Annotated in this window: 22 protein-coding genes and 1 pseudogene; 10 read left to right on the top strand and 13 right to left on the bottom strand. The window is 71.4% G+C overall.

Going from position 1 to position 17,167, the window contains the following annotated elements:
- Window positions 1-383 (bottom strand): annotated as a pseudogene (locus NE236_RS42910) (hypothetical protein); the annotation flags it as partial.
- Window positions 384-616: 233 nt separating this feature from the next.
- On the opposite strand from NE236_RS42910, the gene NE236_RS42915 reads away from it, so the two are divergent.
- The 7 genes from NE236_RS42915 to NE236_RS42945 all read left to right on the top strand — a co-directional run bounded on the left by NE236_RS42915 (window position 617) and on the right by NE236_RS42945 (window position 6,493).
- Window positions 617-1,399 carry a GntR family transcriptional regulator gene (locus tag NE236_RS42915; protein WP_252848082.1) on the top strand — a complete coding sequence of 261 codons (783 nt, stop codon included), beginning with the start codon at window positions 617-619 and terminating at the stop codon, window positions 1,397-1,399.
- A gap of 927 nt (window positions 1,400-2,326) precedes the next feature.
- Window positions 2,327-2,776, top strand: coding sequence for a hypothetical protein (locus NE236_RS42920; RefSeq protein WP_252848083.1), 450 nt, complete (start codon window positions 2,327-2,329; stop codon window positions 2,774-2,776).
- Window positions 2,777-3,069: 293 nt separating this feature from the next.
- A complete protein-coding gene (locus tag NE236_RS42925) occupies window positions 3,070-3,540 on the top strand; it encodes a hypothetical protein (RefSeq protein WP_252848084.1) in 471 nt (156 codons plus the stop codon).
- Window positions 3,537-4,127 (top strand): hypothetical protein, encoded by a 591-nt coding sequence (locus NE236_RS42930; protein ID WP_252848085.1) that lies wholly within the window; start codon window positions 3,537-3,539, stop codon window positions 4,125-4,127. Before NE236_RS42925 ends, NE236_RS42930 begins: the two co-directional genes overlap by 4 nt.
- Before the next feature lie 186 nt (window positions 4,128-4,313).
- Complete coding sequence (locus NE236_RS42935) at window positions 4,314-5,138, top strand: ParA family protein (protein WP_252848086.1); 825 nt, start codon at window positions 4,314-4,316, stop codon at window positions 5,136-5,138.
- The gene (locus tag NE236_RS42940; RefSeq protein ID WP_252848087.1) at window positions 5,135-5,428 is read left to right on the top strand and encodes a hypothetical protein; all 294 of its coding nucleotides are present in this window, start codon (window positions 5,135-5,137) and stop codon (window positions 5,426-5,428) included. The genes NE236_RS42935 and NE236_RS42940 overlap by 4 nt, the downstream gene beginning before the upstream one ends.
- A 417-nt stretch (window positions 5,429-5,845) precedes the next feature.
- Window positions 5,846-6,493: a hypothetical protein gene (locus NE236_RS42945; RefSeq protein WP_252848088.1), complete on the top strand. Its 648-nt coding sequence runs from the start codon at window positions 5,846-5,848 to the stop codon at window positions 6,491-6,493.
- On the opposite strand, the gene NE236_RS42950 is transcribed toward NE236_RS42945, so the two are convergent.
- Window positions 6,490-7,098 carry a hypothetical protein gene (locus tag NE236_RS42950; RefSeq protein WP_252848089.1) on the bottom strand — a complete coding sequence of 203 codons (609 nt, stop codon included), beginning with the start codon at window positions 7,096-7,098 and terminating at the stop codon, window positions 6,490-6,492. The two genes, NE236_RS42945 and NE236_RS42950, sit on opposite strands and share 4 nt — an antisense overlap.
- Window positions 7,095-7,436, bottom strand: a complete 342-nt coding sequence (locus NE236_RS42955) for a DUF4282 domain-containing protein (RefSeq protein ID WP_252848090.1) — start codon at window positions 7,434-7,436, stop codon at window positions 7,095-7,097. The genes NE236_RS42950 and NE236_RS42955 overlap by 4 nt, the downstream gene beginning before the upstream one ends.
- Before the next feature lie 64 nt (window positions 7,437-7,500).
- On the opposite strand from NE236_RS42955, the gene NE236_RS42960 reads away from it, so the two are divergent.
- The 3 genes from NE236_RS42960 to NE236_RS42970 all read left to right on the top strand — a co-directional run bounded on the left by NE236_RS42960 (window position 7,501) and on the right by NE236_RS42970 (window position 10,389).
- Window positions 7,501-8,106: a hypothetical protein gene (locus NE236_RS42960; protein ID WP_252848091.1), complete on the top strand. Its 606-nt coding sequence runs from the start codon at window positions 7,501-7,503 to the stop codon at window positions 8,104-8,106.
- Window positions 8,103-9,824: a hypothetical protein gene (locus tag NE236_RS42965; protein ID WP_252848092.1), complete on the top strand. Its 1,722-nt coding sequence runs from the start codon at window positions 8,103-8,105 to the stop codon at window positions 9,822-9,824. The genes NE236_RS42960 and NE236_RS42965 overlap by 4 nt, the downstream gene beginning before the upstream one ends.
- Window positions 9,825-10,128: 304 nt before the next feature.
- Window positions 10,129-10,389: a hypothetical protein gene (locus NE236_RS42970; protein WP_252848093.1), complete on the top strand. Its 261-nt coding sequence runs from the start codon at window positions 10,129-10,131 to the stop codon at window positions 10,387-10,389.
- Here the strand turns inward: NE236_RS42970 and NE236_RS42975 are convergent.
- The 10 genes from NE236_RS42975 to NE236_RS43020 all read right to left on the bottom strand — a co-directional run.
- Window positions 10,386-10,661: a hypothetical protein gene (locus NE236_RS42975; protein WP_252848094.1), complete on the bottom strand. Its 276-nt coding sequence runs from the start codon at window positions 10,659-10,661 to the stop codon at window positions 10,386-10,388. The two genes, NE236_RS42970 and NE236_RS42975, sit on opposite strands and share 4 nt — an antisense overlap.
- Before the next feature lie 81 nt (window positions 10,662-10,742).
- Complete coding sequence (locus NE236_RS42980; RefSeq protein WP_252848095.1) at window positions 10,743-10,976, bottom strand: hypothetical protein; 234 nt, start codon at window positions 10,974-10,976, stop codon at window positions 10,743-10,745.
- 110 nt (window positions 10,977-11,086) lie between these two features.
- Window positions 11,087-11,530, bottom strand: coding sequence for a Pycsar system effector family protein (locus NE236_RS42985; protein ID WP_252848096.1), 444 nt, complete (start codon window positions 11,528-11,530; stop codon window positions 11,087-11,089).
- Window positions 11,531-11,676: 146 nt separating this feature from the next.
- Window positions 11,677-11,835, bottom strand: a complete 159-nt coding sequence (locus NE236_RS42990; RefSeq protein WP_252848097.1) for a DUF397 domain-containing protein — start codon at window positions 11,833-11,835, stop codon at window positions 11,677-11,679.
- A 235-nt stretch (window positions 11,836-12,070) separates the two neighbouring features.
- Window positions 12,071-12,502 (bottom strand): RapZ C-terminal domain-containing protein, encoded by a 432-nt coding sequence (locus tag NE236_RS42995; RefSeq protein WP_252848098.1) that lies wholly within the window; start codon window positions 12,500-12,502, stop codon window positions 12,071-12,073.
- A gap of 82 nt (window positions 12,503-12,584) precedes the next feature.
- Window positions 12,585-12,965 (bottom strand): hypothetical protein, encoded by a 381-nt coding sequence (locus NE236_RS43000; RefSeq protein ID WP_252848099.1) that lies wholly within the window; start codon window positions 12,963-12,965, stop codon window positions 12,585-12,587.
- 65 nt (window positions 12,966-13,030) lie between these two features.
- A complete protein-coding gene (locus NE236_RS43005) occupies window positions 13,031-15,247 on the bottom strand; it encodes a DNA translocase FtsK (protein WP_252848100.1) in 2,217 nt (738 codons plus the stop codon).
- Window positions 15,244-15,495: a hypothetical protein gene (locus NE236_RS43010; protein WP_252848101.1), complete on the bottom strand. Its 252-nt coding sequence runs from the start codon at window positions 15,493-15,495 to the stop codon at window positions 15,244-15,246. Before NE236_RS43010 ends, NE236_RS43005 begins: the two co-directional genes overlap by 4 nt.
- 175 nt (window positions 15,496-15,670) lie before the next feature.
- A complete protein-coding gene (locus NE236_RS43015; protein ID WP_252848102.1) occupies window positions 15,671-16,060 on the bottom strand; it encodes a hypothetical protein in 390 nt (129 codons plus the stop codon).
- 70 nt (window positions 16,061-16,130) lie between these two features.
- Window positions 16,131-17,167, bottom strand: a 1,037-nt coding sequence (locus NE236_RS43020; RefSeq protein WP_252848103.1) for a hypothetical protein, incomplete at its 5' end; no start/stop codon positions are given.

The following is a 17,167-nucleotide window of genomic DNA, read 5'->3' on the forward strand; positions in this document are numbered from 1 at the left end:
AACCCGAGCAGGACGGGCACCAAGACCTTGAGGTTGAGGATCCGCAGCCGCTCCAGGCGCAGCGCGCGCGCCTCACCCGAGCGGGCCATCTGCGAGGTGATCCGGGTCCGCTCACCGGCCGCGCGGGCCTCCCGGTACATCCGGGCCAGGTCGGTGGTCGCGCGGGCCTGCGCTTCGCGTTCCGTGCGCTCCAGCTCGGCGCGGCGGGCCTCTTCGGCCACGTCCGCGCGGTTCCGCTTGTGGCGGGCCTCGGCGCGTTCACGCTCCAGCTCGTCCGTGCGGTGGGCGTCGTCCACGTGACGCCGGCGGGCCAGCTCGGGCACCAGATCCTTGGCCGATACGTCGTCGGCCGGCGGCTTAGCGGTGGTCTTACCGATCTTCACGCCGCCACCTCCAGCGTGGCGGCCTCACGGCGCGCCACAAGGACGCCGACGATCGGCGGAGAGATGATTGCTTGCATCGGGCCACTCCTCTAAGTGGTTCCGGTGCGCGGCTCTCGGTGCATCACCATCGAGAGCCGCACAGTTCCGGTACTGAGTTGGGTCTCTGTACCGGGACTCATACTGACGGCTTGAGGTCTGTTCGTCAACAGTCCCGGTACTGTAATGTGTCCGGCATGGCGGCGAAGTATCGAGAAATTGCCGATGACCTGCGGCGTCGCATAACCGCAGGGGAATGGCTTCCAGGGACCACGCTCCCGGGGTATGCCGGACTGGTCGCGGAGTACGGCGTCGGACGTGGCGTCATCAGCGAGGCCCTGTCCATGCTGGAGGCCGAGGGACTGATCTCGGTCGTGAAACGCCGAGGTATCACCGTGCGCGAACGCGGCGCGCGGCGACGCCTTCAACGCGGCTCGCTTGTGGCACGTGACCCAGCCAGGGGATATGTGATGCCCGCGGCGTCGGGACCTGATGAACCGTGGCAAGCGCATGGTCAACCTAAGCGCGAGACTGTACCGATCACGGAGCGGGCGGCCGAGTTGCTGGGGGTCGATCCCGGAACGCCGATCTTGCGCCGGCGTCGGGTCACCTCACCCACGGGAGAGCCGCCGTTTCAACTGGTAGACACCTGGATTCACCCGCGCGGGGTAGCGGACGCACCGCAGGTAGCCGGACGCGACACCGGCCCAGGGGGGTACCTAGATCGGCTGGAGGAAGCCGGGCACGGCCCCATCTCGTGGACGGAGTACATGCGCCCCCGCATGCCGTCTCCGGATGAGGCACGCCAGGTAGACATGCCGCTCGCAATGCCGGTGCTCGAACTGGCCCGCGTCGGCGTCTCAGCGCTGACCAAGTCGCCAATCGAGGTCACGGTGTGCGTGATCCCCGGGGACCGCGTCGAGGTCGTTACGCAGCTTCGCCGAGCACCTTCCGCTCGGTGGCCACAAACCCAGACCTGACCTGCAAGGCTTCCAGAAAGGACGAAGCCGGGCGCGCCAAACGCCCGGCCTCACAAGTTCCTCCGCTGCTGAACAGAAAGAACAAGCTCAGGTGAGAGTACCCAACCATCACAACGGAACACAGCCGTCCCCGGCATACGCCCTGCTGAGTGGGGGTGCGCGATGAGTAGCAGCGCGTATCCGATCATCTGGGCAATGAAGCACGCTCCGGTCGCTGACGCGCTTGAGCGTCTGATCCTGATTGCGATGGCCGACGCCGCCGACAGCGACGGGTGCAACTCCTACCGGTCGATCCGTAGCCACATGCTGATCGCCAAGGACGTCGACAAGAGCACGATCATCCGCCGTCAGCGCTCGATGGCCGCACGGGGATTGATCAGGCCTGACACGACTCCGCCGCCAGCGCGCTACCTGAAGATCCCGAAGAACCGGCGGCCTCCCCGGTGGGAGGTCTGCATCCCCTACTCATGGTGGTCCGACGCGCAGCGGAAGGAGATCCAGCAGGAGCGGGAGGACAGGGGGTTGCCCCCGATCACTCCCGAGTCACGCCCGGATCTGCCAGACGCACCGCCCAAAAAGGCTCGTGCTGACAAGGGCAAGCCGAATCCGAACCGTCGTCGCAAGGAAGCGCGACAGGCCGAAGCCGAGCAGCAGGAAAGCGACTGGGGTGTCTCTGAGACACCCCAAGGTTCGGACTCCAGGGGTGTCTCAGAGACACCTCCAGGGGTGTCTCTGAGACACCTCCAGGGGTCTCTTGAAGACACCCAACCTTCCTTTGATCACCCTCCCGTCGCACCTTCCGAAGAACCACCGCCTCCCGCCGTAGGCGAGGTACCTGTACCTAAGGGGCCGGGCGTGGCGGCTGACGCCGCGGAGTCCAAAAACTCTCGCTCGGATTCGGGGCGGCCGCCGGCGCGGGGCGCGTCTGTGCCAGCGGCGGCGGTCCGCCTGTTCCGGGTGCTGCCCGAGTCGTTGCGTCAGCGGGTGCCTGAGCACGGGTCGCGGCGGGTGCTGGAGTCCCTGGCCGCTGAGTTGGGGCACCGGTCCGAGATCGAGTTGGCCGAGCGGATCGAGCGGCGGGCCGAGCCCTGGCGGTACCGGGTCGATGAGGTCACCGACGCCACCGCCGTGGCGATCACCGTCGTGCGCCGTGGCTATGACTGCCCCGACCTTCGGTGTGAGGACCACGTACGGCTCGACACCGGCCAGCCGTGCGCCCACTGTGCCGAGGCCGAGCCCGCCGGCGACGGCGGCCCACGTGCGGCCAGGACCGCCGCGCCGAGGCCCTGCCCGGACCACCCGGGAGCGCCACGGCGGGCCGATGGCCAGTGCGCCGGCTGCTGGGTGGATCGGATCGCCGAGGGCGTTCCTGCGTAGCCAGGCCAGCGGCTTTACAATGTAAAGACAAGGGTCCGGGTCGATCCGCCGACTCGGACCCTTCGGCGTGCCAGCACGCTGGCACGCTCTCAATCATCGCCAGCGAGACGCCGCCGATTTCAAGATCAACTTTCGGGAACACGGGTTCCCGTGACCTGGGAAAGTCGTACGACTCGTACAATTCTCGGCCGCCATTGCAGGTCGCTGCGTCGCCGAGCTCGGCGACGAGATTCGCCGAACCGCTTGAAATGTCGTACGAGTTGTACGACATTGGAGGCGTGACAGTTCAACGCATGAAGAGCGCCGAGGCCCGCCAGCAGTGGCGCGACGTCCTCGAACTCGTCCGCCTCGGCGGCCGCGTCGTGATCGAGCACTACAACCGCCCGGTGGCGATTGTGCTGCCGTACGTCCCCGAGCTGGAGGACGTACACATCTCCGAGGCCGCCGACGTCGCCCAGGGCCGCCCGGCCGGCCTCGGCGAGGTCGATCGGGATGCGGTGTTCGAGGCAGTTGAGGACCTGGTGACCGCGCTACTGGAGACGGCCGCCGACCTCGGCGACGACGTTGGGCGGGCCGCCGCCGGCCTCGGCGAACAGTGGGGGGCCGTGTCTGGTGACGGGCCGATTGATGACCTGGCGGCCGCCGTGCGGGGCGTGGTCGAGGCCGTACGGCGGCACTCCGGGCCGGTGCCGGCACCGCTCACCGAGGCGTGCGCGGCCGCCGAGAACGCCCTTACCATCAGCGAGAAAGGACAGATCAAGTGAGCGTGACCAGCGCGATCCTGCCGTTCCAGATCGGCCGCGACTACGACCAGGCACACGCCAGCGACGGCGAAAGCCGGTTCGGTGCCTACGTCCGGGACGCGGCCGCGTCCAACTCCTACGCCTGGGACCTGCAAGACGCCGCCGACCAGCGCCACGAGTTCGCCCACCTGGCGTGGATGGCCGCGACGCCACCGGTGATGGCCCCCGGCTACGTCCGGTACCACCATCTGATCAAGGGCGCTCACGTCTACCGCAGCCAGTGGGACGGCTCCCTGCTGGCCTCGGTCACCTTGGCCACCCCGCCGCCGGCGGCCCTGGCCCGGCTGCGCGGCTGGCAGGGCTGGCCGCGTGAGCTGTCCGGCAGCGAGTACGTACCGGTCGAGCCGTACGAAGAGCAGATCGGCCGGGCCGCCTCTGGTGGGTACCTGCTGACCACCACGGAGATGGCGTTTCCGCTGGCCGCCTCCCTGCCCGACATCCCCGACGCTCCCGACGCTCCCGACCTGGCCCACACCGCCGCCGTGGCGGTCGGGGCGCTGGTGGGCGCGCTGAACGACGTCGTCTCGCCGGTCCTTGACGCCCTGTGAGGGCGGGGGGCCGGCGCGTCTCACGGTGGGTGTCTCACCCGGGCGTCTCACCCCTCTCAGGGCCTCTTGACAGGCCCGAGGCGCGCGCGTACACGCGCGCACGAACCGGCTGAGACCCCCTCGGCGGCCGGGCCTGCCAGCGTGTTGGCACGCCAGCACGCTGGCAGGCTGGCAAACTCCCAGGTCATGGGAACCAGAGTGGTGATCGGCAACCACAAGGGCGGAAGCGGCAAGACCGCCTACGTGGTGAACACGGCGGCCGCACTGGCGGCCGCCGGCAAACGCGTCCTGGTGGTGGATCTGGACCCCCAGGCGAACGCATCGCGCCGGCTGGCATGGCGCTTCGACCCGGCCAACCCGGTGCCGACCGTGTCCGAGGCGATCAAGGCCGACGCCGTGGGGGTGGCGGCGGACGCGGTCTACCGGTGCGGCTGGGACGGCGAGATCGGCGACGGCATCGACCTGGTGCCGGCAAGGTTCGACCTGGAGAACCGGATCAGTGAGGCCGGGGTGGTCGGCGCGGGAACGCGGCTCCGCAAGGCCCTGGAGGGCGTGGACGACGCCCACGACGTGACCCTGCTGGACTGTCCGCCCAGCCTCGGCCACCTCACTCAGATGGCCCTGGCGGCCGGGGACGTGGCCGTCTGCACCGTCGAACCGGAGTACGACTCGGTGGAGGGCGCGGTCCGCTACCGCGACTTCATCACCGGCCGCGGGGGTGACCTCGGCAACCCGGCGCTGTCCTTGATCGGGTTCGTGGTGTCGCGGACGCGCGCGAACGTCGGCGCGCACGCCTACCAGATCGGCGGCCTGCCCGACCTGTTCGGCGCTGACCGCGTGTGGAGCCCGCACATCCCCGAGCAGGCCCAGATCAAGGACGCCGCCGACGCCGGCGTACCGCTCCGCCAGCTCGGCCACCCCCGGGCCGCGGAGATGGCCGGCATCTATGACGAGCTCGCCAAGAGGCTCGTGACCGCGCTCACCGCCGCCGGCAAGGCTGGTGCCCGGTGACCGCCGCACGCATCCCCCGTAGCCGCCCGGGGGGCACCTCCCCCCTGTCCGCCCATGTCGAGGACATCGCTACCTCGGGCAACACGCCAGCACGCCAGCACGCTGGCACGCCGAACAAGGCCGCCGGCAACGCCGATGCCGAGCAGTGGGTGAACTTCTCCACCTACCTGCCCGCCCCGTTGCGGCGGAGTCTCAAGGCCCGATGCGCGGGCCTTGAGATCGAGGTACGGGAGGCCGTGGCCCAGGCCGTTGCCGACTGGCTGGAGGCCCACCCCGCCGACGACGCGTGAGCGTGCCAGCGTGCTGGCACGCCCGTCCGACCGACGTCACGCGGTGACGCTTGGGCGTCATGATCAGTGGTTGATAATCACCCTTATCAGCCACTCTTAGCGATCTTGGCGGGCCGCGCGGAGTTATCCACAGAACCGGTGAAGCCCCTGCCGCCCGCCCCCCGGCGGCCGCCACGGTGGACGCCATGACCACCAAAACCCTGGCCGCACGCATGGCACTGCTCGCACGGAAGCTTGCGGTGGAACCACTCGGCGGCTGGGGCCACGTTCGGGAGAGGGACGCCCACTCGGCGGGCGGTCATGCCGGGCGTGCCAGCGTGCTGGCACGCTGGCACGCCGAGAGGCGCGTCCGCCCTGGTGGGGGGAGCAAGATAGGCGATCAGACGTCTGATCGTCTGGGGCTTAGGGTCCTTGCCCGTGACCGTGACCCCACCTCCCGAGCGCAACGGAACCATCTCAACCCGGCAGCTACGGATCGCGGCCCTGGCCGGCGGTGCGGTCCTGATCGTGGGCCTGGCCATCGCGGTCGGAACCGCGGGCGGCGGGAAACCCGCGCCGTCGCCGTCGCCGTCGCCCTCACGTACGAGCGGCGCGGCCGCCGTGCCGCCGGCCACGAATCCGCCGCAAGTCCCGCCGCCGGCCGCATCGACTCCACCCCCGACCGGTGGGGCGTCTCCGACGCCGACAACGCCCGTCGTTCGGTGGCATGGGCCGGTGACCGTCAGCGGCCCGGACGCCGATCGTGATCTCGACAGCGTTCCGCCGCGGACGTATCCGCAAGACGCCGACCTGACGGGGCACTGGCTGGAGACGACGATCAAGGCCGTGGGCTCGGGGGTTCAGATCGCGGTGACGACGGGGACGCCCGGGTACCGGCAGTGTCGGGACACGGCGGCCGCGAACGGGGCCGACCACACCGAGCGCCTGGGGGCCGGTGACGTGCTGTGCGTCATCACCTCGCAGGGGCGCATCGCCCGCCTGATCACGAAGGACGCCACCCAGACCAGCAGTGATCCCATCATCAAGTTCGACGTCACGGTGTGGGATCCACCGATGCCGCACTAGATCACGGTCGTCAGGTGGGCCAGGGTCGCGGCCCCCACGGCCAGCACCCACAGCGGCGCGGCCGCCGCGGTGACCGCCCACCAGGTCAGCACGAACGCCGGGCCGAGCACGGCCAGGGCGATCACGCCGAGGCAGCCACCGCCGGCACCGAGCTTGCGGTCCAGGCCCGCGAATGCCCGGCGGACGACGCGGAGCGCCGGCGCGGCCGGGATGCGCGCCCACGGGCCGAGCGGCGGGTACTCCTTGCCGAGCTTGGCGGCGTGCGCCAGCTCGGCGACGGTGCACACCGCCAAGCACGTGACGCCGATCGTCAGCAGCCACAGCAGGTACGGCGGGGCCTGGATCGGGCCGACGTCGGCGGCGTGCGCCTGGAGGTAGTGCGTGCGGGCCGAACTGGCGGTCATGGCCGCGCTGATGAGCATCACCAGGCCGGGCAGGATCGCCCAGGCGGCCGCGCACGCCATGGCGGTCGTACGGCCTGAGGACCGGGGGACCTGGGCGGCCGCCGGCTCGTCGACGGGCGCGGCCTGGTCCTGCGTGGCCGCCCACTCATCGAACGGCACCATCGGAGGCAGCCCGCCGGCGTTGTCGGAATCGCTGGTCATGTCTGGTCCCGCCCGCTGGTCAGAGCCTTCCGGATGATCGTCAGGTCGGTGCTGATCTTGTGCTGGACGATCAGGTACTCGGCGACCACGCGCACCAGGACCAGGGCGGCCAGCCACAGCGGCGGCGTGCCGACCACCAGCACCCATCCCAACTCCGACCACCATCCGGCCCCGGTGATGCTCCAGCCGAACCAGAAGACCACCGCGGCGATGCCGGAGATGCAGGTCATTGCCAGCGTGTAGAGCATCCGCAGTAGCCGGGGGGTGATCAGGGCATCGAACGACAGATCAAGCAGCGTGCCGAACAGGCCCGCCGGCGGGGCGTCGTGATCGTCCATCGGGCCCATTGTCGGCCAGCAGTGGCGACAATGAGGCACGACCGAAAGGCGGGGCGGTAGAGCAGTGAGCGACATGGCGGTGCTGGGTGTCGATCCGGGCCGGCGGTGGACCGCCGGCGTGGTGAGAGTCGGAGCGGTGGCGGTGCATGGGTGGACGATCGGCCCGGTGGACGAGCAGGGCCGCCCGTCGCCGGCGGCCGCCGACAACGTCCACGATCTTCGGGCGTGGGCGCGGTACATGGCCAGGCTGATCGACACGATTGACGCCACCATCGAGCAGCACCAGGCCGCCGGCGGCGGCCGCGTGTACCTCGCGTGTGAGGTGGTCCTGCCCCCGGGCGGCGGGCGGATCGCGCTGGCTGACTGGCTCGTTCCCCGTCAGATCGTGGCCGGCCTGCTCGGCTATGACGCGGGCCTGGTGCTGGTCCGCCCGGACGCGCACGGCAAGGCCCACTACGACCGAGACGAGCGCAATCGGCTGGTGCGGGCTCGGCCTGTGACCGAGAACTACCCGCCCGAGCTGTGGCCGACCAAGGGCCACACCGGCGGCCGCCCCGCCTCGTGGGGGCCGAACGAAGCCAGGAAGGGCGAACGCGACCACGAACGGGCCGCCTACGACATCGCCGGCGTGGCGGCCGCCGAGCTGCTCGCGCGGGGGAACGCGGCGTGAGGGCCGCCGTCCTGCTCGCCACCCGGGCCGAGCGGTCCGCCTGGTGGCGAGAGGCCGTCTACGCGTTCCAGGACGGCGCACACTGGGCCTGGGCCGCCGCGGTAGTCGCGGCCGCCACCGTGTGGGTGGCCCGCGGGATGCCCTCACCGGTCACCGCCGGCGCGGCCGCCGTCGTGATGCCGATCGGGGCCACCCTCGGCGCGGCGCGGGCCTGGCGGCGGTACTCGAGTACGGATCCGGCCGAGGGGCGCGCGGCCGCGCGGACGTCCTGGCGGCGCTGGCTGACCGCCTACGCCACGGCGGCCGCCGTCATCCCCGCCGTGATGGCCGGCGCGGTCCTGCCCGTGGGCCTGGCCGTGGTCGCGCTGGCCGAGCTGGCGATCCTGACGATTCCCTGGCGGGCGCGGCGGCGGCTGCTGTACCGGATCCGGATCGGCGCGGCCGCCGTCGCCGGCGACGAAGAGGTCGAGGTGGGCCGGGCGCTGTGGTCGGGCCGCCATCTCGACCAGATCCACATCAGGTATCCGGTGGATTGGGCCGCGCACCGGCCGGGCCGGCGTGACGAGCTCGTGGAGCGGGCGATGTGGGACCTGTGCGGGCCGCCGCCGCGCACCCCGGCCGAGGCCATCGCCCGCCCCGACTACCTGAGCACCTTCAACCACGTCGAGACCCGGCTGGAGATCGAGCGGGTGCCGTCGCTCCCGCACCGGCTGGCCGCCCGCAACTGGGACCAGCGGGAGGCCATCGTGGCCGGGCAGACCACACCGGACGTGGCCGACGCCGTGATCGGCGGCGTTCCCGTCGCGCTGTACCGCCCCAAGGCGCACGCGCTGATCGTGGGGGCCACCCAGCATGGCAAGTCCAGCGGCGTGCGCGCGTGGGTGGTCGATGGCCTCACGCACGGCGTTTTCCCCGGCGGCATGTGGGGCCTGGACGGCAAGGGCAGCGGCTCTCTCGCGCCCCTGATCGGCCGCCAGGGCGTCCACGCCATCGCCCACAGCCCCGAGGAATGGCGCGCGGTCCTGGCCGAGGACATCGCGCCAACGGTGGCCCGCCGCTACGCCGAGATCCTGGCCTGGCGGTCCGGCCAGTCCGACCACCGCCCGGACCACCCGCGCGCCGTGGCGATCCTGGACGAGATCCAACAGATCTTGTTCGCCTGCCCGGACCTGGCCGACACCCTGAACACGCTGGCCAGGCAAGCCCTGGAGGCCAACGTCCTGCTGTGGGTGCTCACCCAGCGCCCCGACGCCGCCGACGCCGTTCCGGGCGCGGTCAGGGATCAGCTCGTGGACCGGATCACGTTCGGGCCGCTGTCCGGCTCGGGCGCGAAGATGTCCTTCGACATCGCTGACGACTGGCATCGGGCGATGGGCGTCGCGCCGATCCCCGGCCGGGCGCTTACGTGGCTGGGCGGCCTCTGGAGGCCCGTACAGGCTCCATGGCTGCCGATCCCGGCCGATGACCCCCGCGCTGAGCCTCTGTACCCTCCACGGGCCTCTCAGCGCTCCGCCGCCCCACCGGCACCACCGGCCCGCCCGGACGACCGCCAGGCCGACCCGAACCCGGGGGCCGCCCCGGCCGAGCCGGCGCCGGTGATCCCTCAGGTGGAGGAGATCGTCCGCGACTACGGCACCCCGAGCGCCCCGCCGCCCTCGGCGGCCTACGACCCGACCGACCCGTACGCCCACCGCCGGCGACGTCGCCGGCGCGACTGAGAGCGGCGGGCAGCTCGGCGGAGGGGCGGCGGCCTCCGGTCACGGTGGGTGATCACACTCGACCTGATCATGGGCAGGGAGCCGACACGCGCGTTTACCCCGGAGTCGCCGAAGGCGACTCCGGGGAGTTTACCCGCGGTTCGCTCACCGTCCTGTGTGATTTCGATCTTCTTCTTGCTCCACTCCCCGTAACCCTCTTCCCTTCCATCCGCCCCCCCGACTGGCGGTGCCTCCCCCGCGAAAGGGCGTGCGACGGGTGCCGGCACCACTCCCCCACCGGCCGTGTCCGGCGATGATGTGGGGCGTGGGTGACGTGTGGGGGTGGATCTCGATCGCGGCGATCCTGGCCGTGGGTCTGGCCGGCATTCCGTTCCTGGGGCGGGGCGGGGGCCGCCTCGGCGGCCGCCGAGGCCGGGGTCGTGGTCGCGACACCTACCGGGTGCGGGTCGGGCCGAGCACGCCCGTTCTCCTCCTGGCCGCGATGCTGCGGCGTCTGGACACGGTCCTACTGGTGGCCGCCACGATCACCGTGGGCGTCCTGATCTGGCTGAACGCGCGGGCCTAGCTGCTCTTCTTGAAGCCCAGGGCGGTCGCCACGCCGTTCGCGATGCTCACGATGCTCTCGGGGAAGTAGAAGACCACCGCGATCACGATCGCGAGAACGAGGAACTGGATGAACCGCGTGATCTCGCGCGTGAACAGGAAGAACAGGGCCACGATCCCGACAATGCTCAAGAAAAGCGGCCCGAAGATGTTCTGTAGCCACGTCGCCAGGCCCTTGGTGTCGGGACCGTTGTTCGCTGCTGCGATCAGTTCCGCCGCCGTGTGACTCAACATCTGGCAATCCTCCGGTGATCCCCCGCTGGCCACTTGACCTTAGGGGATCACCGCTCCCGCCAGCACAATGCTGGCGATCGGCTACTTATCGATGCCCAGAGGGGCGTTGGCCTCACGCACCTGCGGGTGGTTCCGGGTGCGGGCGATGATCCACTCGGCGATGCCGAGGATGATCACGCCGTACCCGTACGCCATGCCCCACGTGAACCGCAGGGTCAAATCCGAGGTCACCAGTTCCCCCGCGACGAGGGCGAGCGTGCCCACCGCCAGCAGGAACCAGCGGATCCCCGTCATGTCGTGCCGCTGACGCGCCACCGCTACCTCCCTCTTCGGCCTGCGTTCCGGCCGCCATTGTCTCCCGAACGTCAACGGATCGCGCATGATTCGGCCCCCGCGCCACGGACCGTGGCGCGGGGGCCGAGGGACTACGCGAACGCACCGGTGACGATTGCGGCCGCCGCCAGCACGACCGCGACGGCGGTCAGGGCGACGGCCGCCCAAAGGCCCAGGTACTTGCGGTGGACGATCTGGGAGAGCGTGATCAGGTCACGTTCTTGGAGGCTCACGGCGGCGGCCTGATCGGCCAGCACCTCCCGCAGGATGTCCGGGCTGAGCCGGGCGTACAGCCGGAACCCGGTGCGGCCGAACCGCGGCTTGATGACGGCCAGCAGGGCGAGCGTCGCGGCGGCCAGCACGACGCCGGCCGCGCCCATCAAGGCGCGGACCACGCTCGGCCCGTGGGTGACCTGGGTCGCGACGAACGCCAGGCCGGCCATCGCCAGGCCGGTAAGGGTGCTGCATTTGGCGTCCACGCGCGGCAGCTCGGCCCGCACGGCGGCCAGCTCGGCCGCGATGGGAGTCTCGGTCATCTCGATCGACTTCCTTCGTAGGTGAGGGGGCCGCCATGGCGGCCCCCTCACAGGTCAGCCCTTGCAGGGATGGCGTCGGTAGTCGGCGTCAGAGGTGAACGTGGCGTGACAGGTGCCGCACGTGACCTTGCCGCCGGTGTGGAGGATCACCGCGTCACTCCGACCGCCGTGGCGACCGCGAGCATGTCCCGCTCGGCCTCGGTGATCTCCGTCGAGTCGATGGGCAGCTTGGCGACCTCGACGCACGCGCCGTTCGCCATCGACCGCAAGCCCTTCCGCCAGATGACGCCGGCCGGGGCGCTCACTTGCCGCCGCCCTTGCTCAGCTCGCTGGTCTTGACCTGGCCGCCGCCGCTGCTGACGGTGCCGCCGTAGGTCTCCCATTCGCCGGTCTTGTCGTTCCTCGGCATCATGATCTTGATGTCCTTCCTGGTCGAGTCAGGCGGGTGATCAAGGGCTCCGGGGACGTGCTGCAACACGCCCCAGGAGCCCGCGCGCTATCGGACGGGCCTCACCCCCTCGGGCTGGTCCTGGTGGTGGCTCAGCGGTCCACCACGGCCTTGTCGAGATCGCGGTGGGTGAGGGTGACGGGCACGCTCCAGAGGAGCGTCAGGGCCTCGGAAAGCTGCATGCCGAATGCGGCGGCGCGGTGGCGTCCGCCGGCACAGCCGATCGCCACCGTGACCGGTCCGGCGCTGGGGCCGGCCAGGTAGGCCAGCACGGCGGCGGTGGTGGCGTCGATCAGTTCCTTGATGCCCGGGGTGATCAGAACGGCCGCGCGGACCGCCTCATCGTGGGCGGTCAGCGGGCGAAGGGCCGGGTTGATGTGCGGGTCCTTGAAGTGCTTCCGCAGGTCGAGCGTGATGTGGGCGGGCGGGGGCGTGCCGCCACGCCCGGTGAGCAGGGCCCACAGGCGGCCCCACAGTCCGGCGTTGTGGAGGTAGCCGAACGTCGTGATCCGGACGTCGTGCATGATGATCTGGGTCCTTTCCTTGGTCGAGTCAGGGCGGGGATCAAGGGCTCCGGGATGTGCTGCAACACGCCCGGAGCCCGCCTCAGTCGCGGGGGTTGTGTAGGACGCTGACGATCTCGGCGAGCCCTTCGCCGGCGGCGGCCAGGCCGTCGTGGACGGGGTCGAGCATGTCGGCGTCGGGGATCCGGCCCTCCAGGTCGATGGCCCGGAACATCGTGGCGAGACAGGCGCGGACGGCGTCGACCAGGGCGACCAGGACGGCCAGGTGCGAGCGCCGGATCTCGATCGTTTCGGCGGGCAGGTCCTCCAACCGGTCGGGGACGGCGGCGGCGGTGAAGACCCACAGCGCCGACATCAGATCGGCGACGGTGAAGCTCTCGCCGGCAAGCTGCTGGATGGTCTCGGTGATGGCGGAGTCCTCCAGGTCGAGCAGGGCCAGGGCGGAGGTGGACTGGTCGGACATCGGGTTTCCCTTCGTGAGGCGGGGGCCGCATCAGGCCCCCGCGGTTGGTGGGTGGTGGTGGTCGGTCAGGCGGCCGGGCCGCCGCCGCCGGCGGCGTCCTGGCCGTCGTCGGGCAGCTGCCAGCCGCCGCTCTCGGCCGGGTGGACGTGGCCGGCTTTGACGAGCCGGGCCATGTGCCGGTACACGCTCGGGCGGCTTTGCCCGGTCGCCTCGGCGAGCGGCTGCCAGCCGAGCGGGCCGCCGCCGGCGGCCTCCAGGGCGGTGATGAGCTGGTCGGCCACAGGCACCTCCTCCTCCGCCTCGGCGGCGGGGCGGGCCGGTGCGGCGTCGTCGGCGTCGTTCACCACGGCGGCCGAGGCCGCCGGCGCGTCGTCAGCGACGATCACGGCGTCGTCGTCGGGGACCTCGGGCCCGGCCGGGTCCGGTGCGGCGTCGTCGGCCATGGCCATGGCCGGGGCGGCCTGGCGCTTGCAGTGCCTGACGATCGCGCTGATCTCCTTGTCGGAGACGTAGGCGTTCTGGAGGCGGAGCGTGGTCGATGCCCCCATGGGCCAGTACAGGGCGTCGCCCTGGCCGAGCAGCTTCTCCGCCCCGGGCTGGTCGATGATGACGCGGCTGTCGGTCAGGGAGGAGACGGCGAACGCCAGCCGAGACGGCACGTTCGCCTTGATCAGCCCGGTGACGACATCGACGCTCGGGCGCTGGGTGGCGAGCACCAGGTGGATGCCGGCGGCGCGGGCAAGCTGGGTGATGCGCACCACGGACGCCTCGACGTCCTTGGGCGCGACCATCATCAGGTCCGCCAGCTCGTCCACGATGACGAGCAGGTACTCCAGCGGCTTGAGCACCTGGCCGTCGATGCGGACCTTGCCGGCGGCCGCCGCCTCGTTGAACTCATCGATGTTGCGTACCCCGGACGCGGCCAGCAGGTCATAGCGGCGGTCCATCTCGCCGGTGACCCACTCCAGCGCCTCGGCGGCCTTGCGGGCGTTGGTGATGATCGGGACCAGCAGGTGCGGGATGCCCGCGTAGGGGGCCAGCTCGACCCGCTTGGGGTCGATGAGGATCATCCGGACCTGCTGCGGAGTGGCGCGAATCAAGATCGAGCAGATCAGCCCGTTGACGCACGTGGACTTGCCGGCACCGGTCGCACCACCGATGAGGATGTGCGGCATCTTGGCCAGGTTCGCCACCACGGTGCGGCCCTCGACGTCCTTGCCCAGGCCCGCGATCAGCGGGTGCGGGTCACCCGTGGCGGCCGGGGAGCGCAGCACGTCACCGAGGCTGACCAGGTCTTTGGTCGGGTTGGGGACCTCGACGCCGATCAGGGACTTGCCCGGGATCGGGGCCAGGATCCGCACCGCTTGCGGAGCCTTGACCGCAAGCGTGAAGTTGCGGGCCAGCCCGGTGATCTTCTCGACCTTGACGCCCGAGCCGGGAGAGATCTCATACCGGGTCACTGTCGGCCCCCGGGTGTAGCCGGTGACCTTGGCGTCGATCTTGAACTCGGTCAGGACTCGGGTGATGGCCCGGATGATCCGCTCGGCCTCCCGTTCGCCGCCCGTGGCCTGGGGCGCGGTGCGCAGTAGGTCCAGGCTCGGGGTGGCGTAGCCGGCCACGTCATCCGCGTTGGGATCCGGCTCGGGCGTTGCCGGCACGTCGGGAACCGGCGCGGCGGGCGGGGCGGTCTCGGGGGCCGGTGCGGCGTCCGCCTCGGGGGCGGGGGCGGCCTGGCCGCCCAGGCGCCAGGCGTAGACCACGGCGGCCGCCGCCAGGCCCAGGATCACCGCCGGCTGAGCACGTACGGCCATCAGCAGGCCCCAGACCACGAAGACCACCACGGCGATGCGCGCCCACTTCATCCGGGTGCGCGCGCTTGAGATCTGGTCCTCGGTCGGCGTGACCGACGTCGGCCGCCGCGCGTCGGTGTTGGTGCGTGCCTCCTCCACCAGGGCGTCGGTCACCCGCTTGATCATCTCGGCGTCGGTCACCGCCCGGGTGCTCACCCAGTCGGTGAACCGCGCGCGCATCGCCGGCATCCCGACGCGCACCCGGGCGCGGTGGGTGGCCACCAGGCCCGGCCCGTTCTCCTCGGCCGCCGCCTCGGTCTCGGCCTCGGCGTACGCCTGGCGGGCCTCGGCCTCGGCCTGCTCGTCAGCCTCGGCGCGGGTCTTGCCGGCGGCCCAGGCCCGCACGGTCCGGACTCCGGAGTAGACGCGGTCCACGAGCGTGGTCCGGTACCGGCGCGGCACCTCCTGCGGCTGCTGGTCGGGGGCGGTCATCGTGGGCCTCCCTCGGCCTCGGCCACGAGCTTGATCAGCTTGGTGATGTGGGCGTCCAGGGTGGTGGTGATGGCCTCGGCCCACGGCTCGGCCGCCTCGGCGGGCAGATCACGCACCAGGGCGCGCCATTGCTCCCACGCCGCCGTCACGCGCTCCAGCGGGGTGCCGGCGCGGGCCTGCTTGGCGGCGTAGTGCGCCGCCCGGTTGGCGACCCGCCGGCGGGCCAACTCCTCAGGGGACAGCGGCATCGGATCCTCCGTCTCATCGGTGGGTTCGCGCGCGCGTGTACGCGCGCGCCTTGAGGTCTGTCAAGAGGGGGGATTGGGGGGTGAGACGGGCCGGTGAGACGGCCACCTGAGACACCCCCGGGCGGGGGCGGGCGGCGGCTCCAGGCACGGCCGCCCGCCCCCCGCATGCGCGGGCCTACTTGTGGCCGCCGCTGCCGGTGACGGTGCTGAACATCGTGGTCAGGCCACCGCCGACCGAGGTGGCGGTCTGCTGGGCCATCACGCCCACCATCGAGCCGGACAGCAGGACGCCCGCGGTGAAGGCAAGGGCGACGTGGCTGGGCTTGGCCTTCTTCTTCTCGACCGCCCGGTAGAGGAAGAACCCGATCAGCAGGACGATGATCAGGCTGGTGCCGCCCGCGGCCATGCTCGCGCCGCTGGAGGCCGCCGGCATCTCGGGCGCGGCCACAACCGCCGTGGTCGCCTCGGCGGCGGCCGGCTGGACGGCGGCCGGGACAACGACGCCGGTCAGGGTCTCCGCGTTGGCGCTGGTGAGCTGGGACGCCATCATGGTGGTGTTCTCCATTCCGTGTTCCGTTGAGCTGGGACTGGGTTGGGGTTGCGGTCCGGTCCCTGTCGGGGGACCGGACCGCGTTCTAGTTGGTGATGATCTTCAGTTCGGGCGTTGCGTGGTCGTCGGCCTCGGCCAGCGCGATCACGCGCTTGGCGCGGTCGAAGCCCACGCCAAGCGCGGTCTGGACCTGGCGGACCGACGCGTCGGGCGTCAGCTCTCCGGACTCGATCAGCGCGTGGAAGCGGTCTCGTAGATCGGCATCGGACAGCGCTCTCGGCGACGGCTCGTCAGTGCTCCTGCGGGCCGAGGGCGGGACGGGAACGCCCTTGTTCGGACGCGGGCGGCCATTCGTGCGGGGCGCTTTCGAATCCTGCCGTTTGTCCTGGTCGGACCCGGTTCGCCGCGCGGTCTGGGCCGCGTTCGGGCGGGCGATCAGGGGCAGGACGGTGCGGTCTCCCACCGGCAGCGGCCAGGCCACTGCCGGACGCTCGACGCCGCTCTCGGGCGCGTCGTCCAGAGCGGGGGGCGCGCTCTCGGGAGCGCTCCCGAACGTCAGGTCCATCTCGGCCAGCAGCGGCACCGGTCGCCCGGCCTCGGTCCACGGGTCGGCGGCCGCGATCGACTCGTCCACGACGCCGATCAGGTGGGCGGTGGCGGCCGCGCCGGCCGGGCCGATCGCGTGCGCGATCATCCCGCCGACGACCGTGAAGAACCCGGACAGCCCGTGCGGGGCGTGTGAGGGGATCGCGGCCGAGAAGTTCAGCAGGACCGAGGTGCCCAGGCAGGCGATCGCCAGCCCTGCCGCGCGGGTGTCGAGTTGCCCGCCGGCCGAGGCCAGCCGGGCGCGGGCGATGAGGATCCAGACCACCGCGCCGATCAGGACCGGTTCCAGCAGCCACAGCGCCCACCACATCGGGTCCGTGGTGGCGGCCGGGCCGATCCCCATCAGGCGGGCCGCGCCGTGGTGTACGCCGGTCGTGGACCAGGCCGCGAACCCGAGCAGGACGGGCACCAAGACCTTGAGGTTGAGGATCCGCAGCCGCTCCAGGCGCAGCGCGCGCGCCTCACCCGAGCGGGCCATCTGCGAGGTGATCCGGGTCCGCTCACCGGCCGCGCGGG

Source organism: Actinoallomurus purpureus, from assembly GCF_024055795.1.
GTDB lineage: Bacteria > Actinomycetota > Actinomycetes > Streptosporangiales > Streptosporangiaceae > Actinoallomurus > Actinoallomurus purpureus.